This window comes from Roseococcus sp. SYP-B2431, from assembly GCF_004336745.1.
Classification (GTDB): domain Bacteria; phylum Pseudomonadota; class Alphaproteobacteria; order Acetobacterales; family Acetobacteraceae; genus Roseococcus.
On sequence record NZ_SJXD01000025.1, the window covers coordinates 434319 to 447126 of the forward strand.

Annotated in this window: 12 protein-coding genes and 1 riboswitch; of the genes, 10 read left to right on the forward strand and 2 right to left on the reverse strand. The window is 72.2% G+C overall.

Annotated features, from left to right (window positions below; all coding sequences use genetic code 11):
* Nucleotide 1: 1 nt before the first annotated feature.
* From EJV46_RS13400 to EJV46_RS13415, 4 genes are read left to right on the forward strand one after another with little or no spacing between them, the layout of a single operon-like run.
* Complete coding sequence (locus tag EJV46_RS13400) at nucleotides 2-1369, forward strand: cobyrinate a,c-diamide synthase (RefSeq protein ID WP_165585516.1); 1368 nt, start codon at nucleotides 2-4, stop codon at nucleotides 1367-1369.
* Entirely contained in the window at nucleotides 1366-2364 is a 999-nt protein-coding gene (gene cobT, locus EJV46_RS13405; protein WP_131549140.1) for a nicotinate-nucleotide--dimethylbenzimidazole phosphoribosyltransferase, read from the forward strand. Before EJV46_RS13400 ends, cobT begins: the two co-directional genes overlap by 4 nt.
* Nucleotides 2364-3122, forward strand: a complete 759-nt coding sequence (gene cobS / locus EJV46_RS13410; protein ID WP_165585517.1) for an adenosylcobinamide-GDP ribazoletransferase — start codon at nucleotides 2364-2366, stop codon at nucleotides 3120-3122. Before cobT ends, cobS begins: the two co-directional genes overlap by 1 nt.
* On the forward strand, nucleotides 3119-3679 hold the full coding sequence (locus tag EJV46_RS13415; protein WP_131549142.1) for a histidine phosphatase family protein: 561 nt from the start codon (nucleotides 3119-3121) through the stop codon (nucleotides 3677-3679). Before cobS ends, EJV46_RS13415 begins: the two co-directional genes overlap by 4 nt.
* Here the strand turns inward: EJV46_RS13415 and EJV46_RS13420 are convergent.
* Nucleotides 3657-4067 (reverse strand): DUF1636 domain-containing protein, encoded by a 411-nt coding sequence (locus tag EJV46_RS13420; protein ID WP_165585518.1) that lies wholly within the window; start codon nucleotides 4065-4067, stop codon nucleotides 3657-3659. The genes EJV46_RS13415 and EJV46_RS13420 overlap by 23 nt on opposite strands.
* Nucleotides 4068-4173: 106 nt before the next feature.
* A riboswitch (cobalamin riboswitch) is annotated at nucleotides 4174-4406 on the forward strand.
* Nucleotides 4407-4461: 55 nt separating this feature from the next.
* On the opposite strand from EJV46_RS13420, the gene EJV46_RS13425 reads away from it, so the two are divergent.
* The 6 genes from EJV46_RS13425 to ilvD all read left to right on the forward strand — a co-directional run bounded on the left by EJV46_RS13425 (nucleotide 4462) and on the right by ilvD (nucleotide 11967).
* Entirely contained in the window at nucleotides 4462-5241 is a 780-nt protein-coding gene (locus EJV46_RS13425) for a hypothetical protein (RefSeq protein WP_131549144.1), read from the forward strand.
* Nucleotides 5241-7424: a TonB-dependent receptor gene (locus tag EJV46_RS13430; protein ID WP_131549145.1), complete on the forward strand. Its 2184-nt coding sequence runs from the start codon at nucleotides 5241-5243 to the stop codon at nucleotides 7422-7424. Before EJV46_RS13425 ends, EJV46_RS13430 begins: the two co-directional genes overlap by 1 nt.
* 2 nt (nucleotides 7425-7426) lie before the next feature.
* Nucleotides 7427-8326, forward strand: coding sequence for an ABC transporter substrate-binding protein (locus tag EJV46_RS23060; protein WP_206020806.1), 900 nt, complete (start codon nucleotides 7427-7429; stop codon nucleotides 8324-8326).
* On the forward strand, nucleotides 8323-9291 hold the full coding sequence (locus EJV46_RS23065) for an iron ABC transporter permease (protein WP_206020807.1): 969 nt from the start codon (nucleotides 8323-8325) through the stop codon (nucleotides 9289-9291). Before EJV46_RS23060 ends, EJV46_RS23065 begins: the two co-directional genes overlap by 4 nt.
* Nucleotides 9292-9295: 4 nt before the next feature.
* The gene (locus EJV46_RS13440) at nucleotides 9296-10045 is read left to right on the forward strand and encodes an ABC transporter ATP-binding protein (RefSeq protein WP_408893550.1); all 750 of its coding nucleotides are present in this window, start codon (nucleotides 9296-9298) and stop codon (nucleotides 10043-10045) included.
* A gap of 65 nt (nucleotides 10046-10110) precedes the next feature.
* A complete protein-coding gene (gene ilvD / locus EJV46_RS13445) occupies nucleotides 10111-11967 on the forward strand; it encodes a dihydroxy-acid dehydratase (protein WP_131549147.1) in 1857 nt (618 codons plus the stop codon).
* Between the two features lie 92 nt (nucleotides 11968-12059).
* Here the strand turns inward: ilvD and EJV46_RS13450 are convergent, their stop codons facing one another.
* Nucleotides 12060-12806, reverse strand: a complete 747-nt coding sequence (locus EJV46_RS13450) for a hypothetical protein (protein ID WP_131549148.1) — start codon at nucleotides 12804-12806, stop codon at nucleotides 12060-12062.
* Nucleotides 12807-12808 lie beyond the last annotated feature (2 nt).

Consider the following 12808-nt stretch of genomic DNA (forward strand, 5'->3'; position numbering starts at 1 on the left):
CATGGCCTATCGCGGATGCGCCGCCGCGTCACGCGAGCCGATCGTGACGCGCGGGCTGATCATCTCCGCGCCCCGCTCGGGCTCGGGCAAGACGACGGTGACGCTGGGGCTGCTGGCGGCGCTGCGCGGGCGTGGCGTGGCGGTGACGGCGGCCAAGGCCGGGCCGGACTATATCGACACGGCCTTCCATGCGGCGGCCTCCGGCAAGCCGGGACTGAACCTCGATTCCTGGGCCATGCCGCCCGCGCTGATCGACGCGCTCATCGCCGACGCCACGCGCGATGCGGAGCTGCTGTTGGTCGAGGGCGCCATGGGCCTCTTCGACGGCATCGACGCCCCGCCCGGGCGCAGCGGCGCGGCGGCCGACCTCGCGGCGCGGCTCGGCCTGCCGGTGCTGCTGGTGATCGACGTCTCGGGCGCGAGCCAGAGCCATGCGGCGCTGCTGCGCGGCTTCTCCACCCATGATCCGGCCGTGCGGATCGCGGGCGTGGTGCTGAATCGTGTCGGCAGCGAGCGGCATCTGCGCATGGTGCGCGATGCCACCGCGGCGCTGGGTCTTCCCATCCTAGGCGCCATCCCGCGCGACGCGCCGCCGGCCCTGCCGGAGCGCCATCTCGGTCTCGTGCAGGCGGAGGAGCATCCGGCGCTGGAGGCGGCGCTGTCCGCGCTGGGCGCGCATATCGCCGATCACCTCGACCTGGACGCCGTGCGCGCGCTGGCCGCGCCGATGGGCGCCGCCGCCGGCGGGCTGGACGGGCTGGCCCTGCCGCCGCCCGGGCAGCGCATCGCGCTGGCGCGCGATGCGGCTTTCAGCTTCGTCTATCCGCATGTGATGGCGGCCTGGCGCCGCGCCGGCGCCGAGCTGCTGCCCTTCTCCCCCCTGGCCGACGAGGCTCCGCCCGGGGCCGCCGATTCCTGCTGGCTCCCCGGCGGCTATCCCGAGCTGCATGCCGGCCGCCTCGCGGCCTCGGCGACGTTCCTGGACGGACTCCGCCGTTTCGCGGCGACCCGGCCCGTGCATGGCGAGTGCGGCGGCCACATGGTGCTGGGCGAGGTCCTGGAGGATGCCGGAGGCGAGCGCCACGCCATGGCCGGGCTGCTCGGCCATTCGACCAGCTTCGCGCGCCGCAGGATGAACCTCGGCTACCGCCAGGCACGGCTGCTGTCCGACGGCGTGCTTGGATCCGCGGGCACGATGCTGCGCGGCCACGAGTTCCACTACGCCACCGTCACGCAGCCGGGCGGCAACGATCCGCTGGCGATGCTGAGCGACGGCGAGGGGCGCCGGATCGGCCCGGCCGGCGGCCGGCGCGGACGGGTCAGCGGCAGCTTCTTCCACGCCATCGCGCTGGCGGAAACCACGGCATGAGCATCGCCGAAAACGCCCGCGCCCGGCTGGATTCGTTGGCCAAGCCGCCCGGCAGCCTCGGCCGGCTGGAGCGCCTGGCGATCCGCCTCGCCGAGACCCAGGGCCGCGTCGCCCCATCCGCCGCGCCGCGCCGGCTGGTGGTCTTCGCCGGCGACCACGGCGTCGTGGCCGAGGGTGTCGGGCTTTGGCCGGACGCGGTCACCACGGCGATGATGCGGCTGATGCTGGAGGGCCGTGCGGGCTCGGCGGCGCTGGCGCGCGGTGCCGGGGCGGAGATGGTCCTGGTCGATGCCGGCTCGAAATCGGCGGGCCTGTCCGGCGCGGCCTATCGCGACTGGCGCGTGCTGCGCGGCACGGCCAACCTCGCGCATGGGCCGGCGATGACCTTGCCGGAGTTCGACGCGGCGCTGGCCGTCGGCGCCCGCGCCGCCGCCGAGGCCGCCGACGCCGGTGTCCGCGTGCTGGCGCTGGGCGAGATGGGCATCGGCAATACGACTTCGGCCGCCTGCCTGGCCGCGCTGCTCGCGCAGGCGCCGCCGGAGCGCGTCGTGGGCATGGGGGCCGGCGCCACCTCGGAGACGCTGGCCCGCAAGCATGCGGTCGTGGCCGAGGCTGTCGCGCGGGCGCGCGCCATTGCCGATCCGCGCGCCGCCATCGCGGAGGTCGCGGGCTTCGAGATCTCTGCCATCGCCGGCTGCATCGCGGAGGCCGCGCGGCACGGGATCACGACCGTGCTGGACGGCTTCATCACCGGCGCCGGCGCACTGATCGCCCAGGCGCTCGATCCCGGCGCGCTGCGCTCCTGCATCGCCGCGCATCGCAGCGCCGAGCCGGGGCATGCGCTGGTGCTGGAGCGCCTGGGCCTGGAGCCCTTCCTGGAATGGGAGCTGCGGCTGGGCGAGGGCACGGGCGCCCTACTGCTGCTGCCCATGCTCGACGCCGCCGCGGCGCTGCTGCGGGACGTCGCGACGCTGGCCGAGGTCACAGGCGGATGATGCGGGCCGCCGCCACGGCGATCCGGTTCCTCACGCGGCTGCCGGTGCCGGGCGGAGCCGAGACCTCCGAGACTTTCGCGCAGGAGATCCGCCGCGCGCTGTGGCTTTTTCCGCTGGTCGGCGCGGGCATCGGCGCGGCGACGGCGCTGGCGCTCTGGCTGGCCGATCTGGCGCTGCCCTTCGCCCTCGCCGTGCTGGTCGCACTCGCGATCGAGGCGCGGCTGACCGGCGCGCTGCATGAGGACGCCCTGGCCGATCTCTGCGACGGGCTCGGCGGCGGCCGCACGCCCGAGGATGTGCTGCGCATCCTGAAGGACAGCCGCATCGGCGCCTTCGGCGCGCTGGGCCTCGGCTCCGGCGTGGCGCTGCGGGCGGGCGGACTGATGGCGATGCCCGATCCCGCGCAGGCCATGATCGTCCTCGTGGTCTCCGGCGCGCTCGGGCGGCTGCTGATGCTGGCCGTGATGGCCGCGGTGCCGCCCGTCCCGGGGCGGGAGGGCCTGGGCGCGAGCGTCGCGTCCTCGGCGGACTGGAAGGGCCTCGGCATCGCCGCGCTGCTGGCGGCGCCCGTCCTGCTGCTGGGGGCCTTCGCGGATGCGCGCGCGATGGTCGTCGCTTGCATCCTCGGCGTCGTCTTCCTGTTCTGGTACCGCGGCCTGCTGCGCCGGCGGATCGGCGGCAGCACGGGCGATGCCATCGGCGCGGCGGCCTATGTCGGCATCGTGCTCGCGACCCTGGCCTTCGCGATGGAGCGATGAGGCGCGCGCTGCTGCTGCGGCATCCGCAGGTCGCGCCGCATTGGGCCGGCCGCTGCTACGGGCGCAGCGATGTGGGGCTCAGCACGGCCGGGCGGGCGCAGGCCCGGCGATGGGCCGCGCGGATCCGCGCGCAGGATTTCGACCGGGTCATCGCATCGCCGGCGCGGCGCTCCCGCTGGCCGGCCGGCCTGCTGTCGCGCGACGTGGAGATCGACCCGCGCCTGGCCGAGCGCGACTTCTCCGCATGGGAAGGCCTGAGCTGGGATGCCATCTGGCGCGCCGAGGGCGATGCCATGGACGGCATGATCGACGCGCCCGAGCGTTTCCGGCCGGGCGGCGGGGAGACGACCAGCGAGCTCGCGGCCCGGGCGCTGAGCTGGTGGCAGGGGCTTGCGGGCGACGCGACCGTTCTGGCCGTCACCCATGGCGGCCCGATCGGCGTGCTGGCCGGCTCGCTGCTGGGCCTCGCGCCGCGCGGCTGGCTCGCCCATGTGCCAAAGCCCGGCGAGGGGCTCTGGATCGCGGGCGACGCGATCAGCCCGTGGACGGCTCCCTGAATTCCGCCAGCTCCGGCGGCGGCACGCGGCCCAGGAGCAGCGGGCGGATCGGCTTCGGCCGGTCGTCCTTGCCGACGAAGCCGTCCGGTGCCTCCAGCCAGCGCCGCGCGAAATCCAGCAGGCCGTCCGTCGGCGCACCCGGGTCCAGCCCGCCGATCAGCCAGCTCCAGCGCCCCGGCCCCGCGAAGGACACCCGGCAGCGCGCCGCGCAATTGCCGATGCAGGGCGCCGCCACCACGCGCAGGGCCGCGAGCTCGGGCCTGGCCGCGACCTCGGTTGCGAGGCGGCTCGCGAAGAGCTCGCCCGCTCGCACCGGGCCGCGCTTCTCGCGGTCGGGATGGGTGCAGGGGGCGCAGACCTGCAGCTGACCGATCGGGGGCTTAGGCAAGCGTCGTCTCCAGGGGTTCCAACAGATAAGTTATAGTATAACATAGCTACATGATCGATGCGAAATTCGCCGATGCGACCGCTTGCCGGCCGCGGCAGCCCTTGCCTAGCATGGGAACCGCAATGGTCCCGCGCGAGCGGGTGAAAAGGGAATGCCGTGAGTCCGCCGGGGGAATCCTCCTCCGCCCCGGGCAAGTCGGCAGCTGCCCCCGCAACTGTCAGCGGCGAGACGCTGGCCCCTCCGCCGGAAGGCGGGCCACTGCGGCGCGAGCCGCGGGAAGGCAGGGCCGGATTCCATGACCCGCGAGCCAGGAGACCTGCCCTTGCCGACGGGCCCGGAGGCCCGTCGCAACCCACGAGGATCCGGGCGGGGTGCACCGGGGACAGGTGACGCAATGAGTCTTTCCCCGGCGCCGCAGGCCGCCTCTCCACAACCCATCTGGGGTGACCCCGCGGCGCGCTTCTACGCGCGCGGCATGGACCGCTCGGATTACGGCACGCAGGCTTCGGCCGCGCTGCTCGCCGCGCTGGGCCGGCCCGCGAGCCTGCTCGACCTCGGCGCCGGCGCCGGGCATCCCGTGCTCGGCTGGGTCGCGCCCGCGGCGCCCTGGCTTGCCGTCGAGCCCAGCCGCTACCTGCGCGCGCGGCTCGGCCGCCTGTCGCGCACGAGCCATCCGGGCCTGCGCCCGATCGACGCGCCATGGCAGGAACTGCCGCCGATCCCGCCCGTGGATGTGGCGCTGGCCGCCAATACCTCCGGTCCGCTGGAGGCTGCGGAACAGCTGCTCGGCCTGATGCGCTTCTACGCCACCCGGGCGGTCGCCTGGATCGTGCCGGCGCAGCGCGGCCCGAAGCGCTGGTGCCTCTCCGGCGCGCTGCCCGCGCATCTGCACCGCGAGGAGGAGAGGCCGGCGGTGACGGCGGTGCTTGCCGCCCTCGGCCCGCGGCACCAGCCCAGCCGCAGCGCGCTCTTCCCCTGGAGCTTTTCCGCCCGCTTCGGCACGCGCGGGGAGGCCTTCGCGCATTGCGCCATGCAGCTTCGGCTCGCGGCCGATGACGAGCGCCGCGCCGCCCTGGAGGAGCATCTGCGGATCGCCCTGAAACCCCTGCCCGATGGAGGCCTCGAACTCTCGGCCCCCAAGCTCTCCGCCCTGCTGATCTGGGATCTCGCCTGATGCGCCGCGTTCTTCTCGCCACCGCGGCGATCCTTCCCACCGCGGCCCAGGCGCAGGAGGTCCGCATCCCCGTCACGCTCGACGAGATGGTCGTCACGGCCACGGGCAGGCCGGAGCCGCGCTCCAGCCTGGCCGGCACCGTCCAGGTCATCGACCAGGAGACCATCCGCCGCAGCACCGCCCAGAACATGACGGACCTGCTGGCCGAGAACGCCGTCGGCTTCTTCTCCGAATGGACGCCGGGCCAGACCAGCATCAACATCCGCGGCGGCGCGACGGACGGGCAGGGGCGCGACTTCCGCAGCCAGGTGCTGGTCCTGGTGAACGGCCGCCGCGCCGGCACCGCCAACCTCTCCAAGCTCAGCCCCGCCGAGGTGGAGCGCATCGAGATCATCCGCGGCCCGGCCAGCGTGGTCTATGGCAGCCAGGCGATCGGCGGCGTGATCAACCTCATCATGCGCGACGGCCGCACCTCGCCCGGCGGCTTCGCCGAGGTGGCCGGGGGCTCCTGGGGCCTCGCCGAGGGGCGCCTGCGCTACGGCATGAATGTCCGGGACGTGAACGTCGCGCCGCAGGGGTCGGGCGCCTACGACATCCGCGCCGGCGACATCTATGTCGGCCTCTCGGGCGGGCGGCGCGACAGCTACGGCGCCGGCAATGGCGGGCCTATCCTGAAGGGCACGCAGTGGAACCGGGCGGGCGGCGCCGCGGCGCTCGGCGTGGAGACGAATATCGGACGCATCGGCCTCAGCGCGCGCACGGACGGCACCTACAACACCGGCTTCCTCGGCTCGGCCTGGAACACCTCCAACCACGAGGACCGGACCAACCACTCGGCGGACCTCACCCTCGAAGGCGCCACGGCGGATGCGCGCTTCCGCTGGAACCTGCAGGCCTATGCGGTGCGCGACATCGACAACCTGCGCTGGCGCGCGCCCATCCAGCGCAGCGCCGCCGGCCTGCCCATGCCGGGCACGGATCACGACGACAACCGCCGCGTGCTGGACATCTTCGGCACGCGCCTGCAGCCCTCGATGCGGCTCTGGCAGGGGGCGGAGATCCTGGTGGGGCTGGACCTCGAGCGCTCCGTGCTGCGCTCCACCCGGAGCCGCATCCCCATGCCGGGCGGCCCGGCGGGCCAGGTCTCGCCGCTCGACAACAACCAGACGGACATGAATGCCGGCCTCTACACGGAACTCTCGCAGCAGCTCTTCGACGACCGCGTGACGCTGCGCGCCGGTGTCCGCCAGACCTGGGGCAACACGGCCTTCGATCCCACGCCGAACCTGCCCCTCCAGCGCGCGGGCAGCCAGGACTACGACGCGACCACCTGGTCGGCCGGCGCCTCCTGGCGGCCGGTGCCTTCCGTCGCGCTGCGCGCCAATGCCTCCACGGGCTTCCGCGCGCCGACCGCGACGGAGCTGGCCGCCGATTTCACCGCGCTCGGCGGCGGGCGCACCTTTGGCAATGCGAATCTGAAGCCGGAGACGAACCTGCAATACGAGGTCGGCGCTGCCTGGTTCCGTTCTGGCTTCCGCGCCGATCTCGCGCTGTTCCAGAACACCATCTCGGACCGCATCATCACCCGCGTCCGCCCGCGCGACAGCACCACCAGCGACTATGCCAACAACCCCGGCGACGTGGTGGTGCGCGGGCTGGAGGTGCAGCTGGAGGCCGATCTCGCGCGGCATCTGGGCATCGAGACATTCCGCTGGCGGGCCAATGTGAACGCCTCGTGGAACTTCGACATGCGCGACGACGGCGCCTCGCGCGCCGCCAATACGCGCAATGTCGAGCGCATGTACCGCTACCAGGCGGGGATCAGCACGACGGTGAGCCAGCCGCGCTGGGATGTGACGCTGCAAGGCATCCTGCGCGGCCCGGTCCATTACAACACGGAGGAGAACCTGCTGATCCCGCAGGCCGAGCCCTTCCGCGACTACGTGCACCGCAAGGACGCCTTCTGGGTGTTCAACTTGCGCGCGAGCGTGCAGCCCTTCGAGGACCGCCCGAACCTCCGCGTCTTCGGTGCGATCAACAACATCCTGGACGAGAACTACCACGCGCTCTTCATCGCGACGGCCTCGAACCCCTTCCTGGGGGATGCGCGCCTGGCGAATGGCGGGCGCGGCAATTCGGCGCCGGGCCGTGAGTTCATCGGCGGCCTGCGGTTCACCTTCTGAAGATGCGCCGCCGGTCCCTCCTCGCCACGCCTTTGCTGCTCCATGCAGGAGAGGCGCGCGCGGAGGGCTGGCCGCGCGCGATGGAGGACGGGCTGGGACGGCGCGTGGAGATCCCGGCGTCGCCTCAGCGGATCATCGGCATCTTCGCCTCCAATGTGGAGATGCTGGCTTCTCTCGGCCTCGTGCCGCGCCTGGTGGGGATCGAGGCCTTCACGCGCTTCCCGCCCGAGGTCGTGAACCTGCCCAAGGTGGGCGGGCGGCTGGGCTTCTCGGCCGAGGCCATCGCGCGGCTGGCGCCGGACCTCGTGGTGATGACGCCGGCCCGGCAGGCCGCGCATCTGCTGATCGCGCCGCTGTCGCGGCTGGGAATCCCGTGCCTCGTCGTGATCCATGGGAACCTGCCGCGCATCTTCTCCAATATCGAGCTGCTGGCGCGCGCGACCGGCTCCGAGGAGCGCGCGGCGGAACTGCTGCGCGGCCTGCCGGTCCGGCTCGAGGCGGTCGCCGCCAGGATCGCGGGCCGGCCGCCGGTGCGGGTCTTCCTGGAAGTGTCCTCCACCGGCCGCGGCGCCTACGGCACCCCCCGGCCGGACACCTACACCATGGACATCCTGATCCGCGCCGGCGGCGTCCCCGCCTTGCCGCCGCTGCCCGCCGCCGGCCCGCCGCAGGTCTCGGGCGAGGCCATCCTCCGTGCCGATCCGGAGATCTATCTCGTCGCCGGGCGGCCGGACCAGGCCGCCGAGGTGGCGCTGCGCCCGGGCTTCGCCGGGATCGCGGCGGTGCGCCAGGGCCGGGTGCATGTGGTATCGCGCTCGGAGCTGCTGATCCCGGGACCGCGCGCCGTGAACGGCGTGGAGAGCGTCGCGCGGATCCTGCATCCGGAGGCCTTTGCCGCGTGATCTTCCTATTGCCGGTCATCGGGCTCGCGGCGGGTCTGCTGCTGGGCGCGGAGACGCTGAGCCCGGCCGAGATGCTGGCGCTGATCACCGATCCGGCGACGCCCATGTCGCATCTCATCCTGCAATGGCGCGTGCCGCGCGTGCTGGCGGCGGGCTGCGTGGGCGCGCTGCTGGCGCTGGGCGGCGCCATTTTCCAGGGCGTGTTCCGCAATCCCCTGGCCGAGCCCTATCTGCTCGGCAGCGCGGGCGGGGCGGCGGTGGGCGCGACCGTCGCGCTGCTGGTCGTGCTGCCCGTCCCGGCCGCGCTGGCCCTGCCGCTGCTCGCCTTCCTGGGCGCCTGGGGCGCGACCTGGCTGGTGCTGGCCATGGCGCGGCTGACGGGGCGCGCCTCCATCGCGGCGCTGCTGCTGGCCGGCGTCGCGGTCGCGGCCGTGCTGGCGGCGCTGCGCTCGTTCCTCATGCTTGCGCTGTCCGACGAGACGGTGAGCCTGCAGGCGGTGCTCTCCTGGGCATTGGGCGGGGTGCAGACCCCCTCCTGGCCGGAGCTCGCGCTGCTGGCGGCGCTGACGGTCGCGGCGGTGGCGCTGGGCCAGTCGCTGTCGCGCGGGCTGGACCTGCTCGGCCTCGGCGAAGGCGTGGCGGAGAGCTTCGGCCTGCCGGTGCGGCGCTTCGTGGCGCTGGCCGTGCTGGCGGCCGCCTTCATCGTCGCGGTCTCGACGGTCTGGGGCGGGCTGGTCGGCTTCGTGGGGCTGATGGCGCCGCATATCGCGCGCTGGCGGCACGGGCCGCTGCATCGCGGGCTGATGCCGCGCGCGGCGGCGATCGGGGCGGGGCTCGTGATGCTCTGCGACGGGCTGGCGCGGGCCGTGCTGCCGCCGGCGGAGATCCCGCTCGGGCTGGTGACGGCGCTGATCGGCGGGCCCTTCTTCCTCCTCGTCCTGGCGCGCGAGGTGCGGCGTGGCTGAGGTGGTGCTGGAGGGCAGGGGGCTCCACTTCACGGCCGGCGGCTCGCCCCTGGTGCATGGCGTCTCGACGGCGCTGGCGCGCGGTGCGGTGCTCGGCATCATCGGCCCCAACGGCGCCGGGAAGTCCACGCTGGTGAAGCTGCTCATCGGCCAGCTCTCGCCCGCTTCCGGTGGCGTCACGTTGATGGGCCGCCCGCTGCCGGACTGGCCGCGCCGCGAGCGCGCCGCCCTGATCGGCCATCTGCCGCAGCATTTCGAGCCGCATTGGGATTACCGGGTCGACGAATTGCTGCGCCTCGGCCTGGACCGCGCCGGCCGGAACGCGCCGGGGCTGGAGGCGCTCGCCGGGCATTTCGGCCTGGGCGCCATCCTGAAGCGCCACTGGTCCACCCTCTCCGGCGGCGAGCGCGCGCGGGCGCTGGCCGCCGCCGTGCTGGCGCCCGACCCGCCCGTGGTCCTGGCCGACGAGCCGGCCGCGGCCCTCGATGTGGGGCAGGCGGCGTCCCTGATGGCCCGGCTGCGCCGGCTCGCGGATGGCGGCGCGGCGGTGGCCGTCGTGGTGCACGACCTCAACCTCGCGGCCCGCTGGTGCGACCGGCTGCTGCTCATGGAATCCGGCCGGGCGGTGATCGAGGCGGACCCGGCCGAGGTGCTGCAAAGCCCCGAGCTGGACCGCGTCTTCGCCACCCGCTTCCAGCGCATCCCGCTGCCCGACGGCGGCATGGTCCTCGCCCCTGGCGAGTCCACCGGATAGCCCTGGCCAGCGGGCATCGCTATATGAATCGGCTGATCCAAGACAACGCCAGGACTTTGCCCCGCATGCCCCAGTATCGTTCGCGCACCACCACCCATGGCCGCAACATGGCCGGCGCCCGCGGCCTCTGGCGCGCCACCGGCATGAAGGACGGCGATTTCGGCAAGCCCATCATCGCCATCGCCAACAGCTTCACGCAGTTCGTCCCGGGCCATGTCCATCTGAAGGACCTGGGCCAGCTGGTCGCGCGCGAGATCGAGGCGGCCGGCGGCGTCGCCAAGGAATTCAACACCATCGCGGTCGATGACGGCATCGCCATGGGCCATGACGGCATGCTCTACAGCCTGCCCTCGCGCGAGCTCATCGCCGATGCCGTCGAGTACATGGTCAACGCCCATTGCGCCGACGCGTTGGTCTGCATCTCCAATTGCGACAAGATCACGCCCGGCATGCTGATGGCCGCGATGCGCCTCAACATCCCCACCATCTTCGTCTCCGGTGGCCCGATGGAGGCCGGCAAGCTCGTGCATCGCGGCAAGAAGCGGAAGGTGGACCTGATCGACGCCATGATCGTCGCCGCCGACAGCAGCGTCACCGACGAGGAGGTGGAGGCCATGGAGCGCTCCGCCTGCCCGACCTGCGGCTCCTGCTCGGGCATGTTCACCGCCAATTCCATGAACTGCCTGACCGAGGCGCTGGGCCTGGCGCTGCCTGGCAACGGCACGGTGCTGGCCACGCATGCCGACCGCAAGCGCCTCTTCCTCGAGGCCGGCCGCCGCATCGTCGAGATCACGCGGCGCCACTACGAGACCGATGACTTCTCCGTGCTCCCGCGCGAGATCGCGACCGTCGCGGCCTTCGAGAACGCGATGACGCTCGACATCGCCATGGGCGGCTCCACCAACACGGTGCTGCACCTGCTGGCCGCCGCGCATGAGGGCGAGGTGCCCTTCTCCATGGCCGATATCGACCGGCTCTCGCGCCGCGTGCCGGTGCTGTGCAAGGTCGCGCCCTCGGTCGCCGACGTGCATGTCGAGGACGTGCACCATGCGGGCGGCATCATGGCCATCCTGGGCGAGCTGGAGCGCGGCGGGCTGATCGACACCACCGTCAGCCGCGTGGACGCGCCGACGCTCGGCGAGGCTCTGGAGAGCTGGGACGTCCGCCGCACGGTGGACAACACGGTGCCGGAGTTCTTCTGCGCGGCGCCCGGCGGCGTGCCGACCCAGGTCGCCTTCTCGCAGTCCGAGCGCTGGGAAGAGGTGGACATGGACCGCGAGACCGGCGTCATCCGCGACATGGAGCACGCCTTCTCGAAGGATGGCGGCCTCGCCGTGCTCTACGGCAACATCGCGGCCGAGGGCTGCATCGTGAAGACGGCCGGCGTGGACGCCGCGATCCTGAAGTTCACCGGCCCCGCGAGGGTCTTCGAGAGCCAGGATGCGGCGGTCGAAGGCATTCTGGGCGGCGCGGTGAAGGCCGGCGAGGTCGTGGTGGTGATCTACGAAGGGCCGCGCGGAGGGCCGGGCATGCAGGAGATGCTCTATCCGACGAGCTACCTGAAGTCGAAGGGTCTCGGGAAGGTCTGCGCGCTGGTGACGGACGGGCGGTTCTCGGGCGGCTCGTCGGGCCTGTCGATCGGGCATGTTTCGCCGGAAGCCGCCGAGGGCGGGCCGATCGGGCTCGTCGAGACCGGCGACCTGATCGAGATCGACATTCCCTCGCGGACCATTCAGCTCGCGGTGTCCGACGAGGAGATGGCGCATCGCCGGGCGAAGATGGAAGCGAAGGGCGAGGCGGCCTGGCACCCGACCGAGCCGCGCAAGCGCAACGTGACGACGGCGCTCAAGGCCTATGCCGCGCTGGCGAGCAGCGCGGCGAGGGGTGCGGTGCGCGATCTGTCGGCGCTCAAGCGGCGCTGAGAGCGCGCGGCTCGGCTCCTGCGCGTGGTGCGGCGATTAGGGCTTGGTTGTTGAGGTGCGCGCTGAAACGTCCCACCGTTATCGTGGCGCCTTCAGCGCTTCCCGAGCTGTTCCATGACCTTGCGAACTGCGTGGAAGATGATTTCTTGATCAGACGAGCCGCCGGAACGAGGTGGGGTATTCGCAAGCCGCTCCACCGACACAGGAGGGAACCGACGTCGATGCAGCGGGTTCTCGCCGTTCCAATAGACGAGCCATAAGCTACTACCCACGCGGTCCAGGAAGCGGATAATCCGCTGCATCTCGATGAGATTTGTTGCTGCGAATAGCTCCGCCGCTTCTGCTCTCGCGGCGATGCTGTGGGCATAGACCTGGTTGCGGATGGGACGGTAAATCGCTTCAAATCGTCGCCGGTAGTGATCGCAGGCCCGACGGAGCGCGCGGAAATCCTTCGGCAACGGGACGTAGATGTTCTTGAGGTAATCACAGAGCCATTCATCCGCGTTGGCACTTCCTCGTCGCTTCCGGTCAGCTAAGCGGGATTCGGCGAATATTGCACCACTGTTGCTCTGCGCGCCCTTAACCAGCTTGTCGAGAGAGAAGCGAGCGTCCGTTTGGTCGAGAATGCGACCGAGCGTGATGAACAGCGTCGTCTGATTGGTTGCCTGCACGAGGTTCCAGAACTCGGGCGCATGGTTCAGCCGCTCGAGGAGCGTGGAGTCTTGCGAGGCGAAGCGATTGATCGCCGTCATTGCAAAAAAGCAACGCGTGACCACTACCACATTCGCCTGATAGGCGCTGAGCTGTGCCTCAAACTCGGCTTCATCGGGCGGGGCCAAGG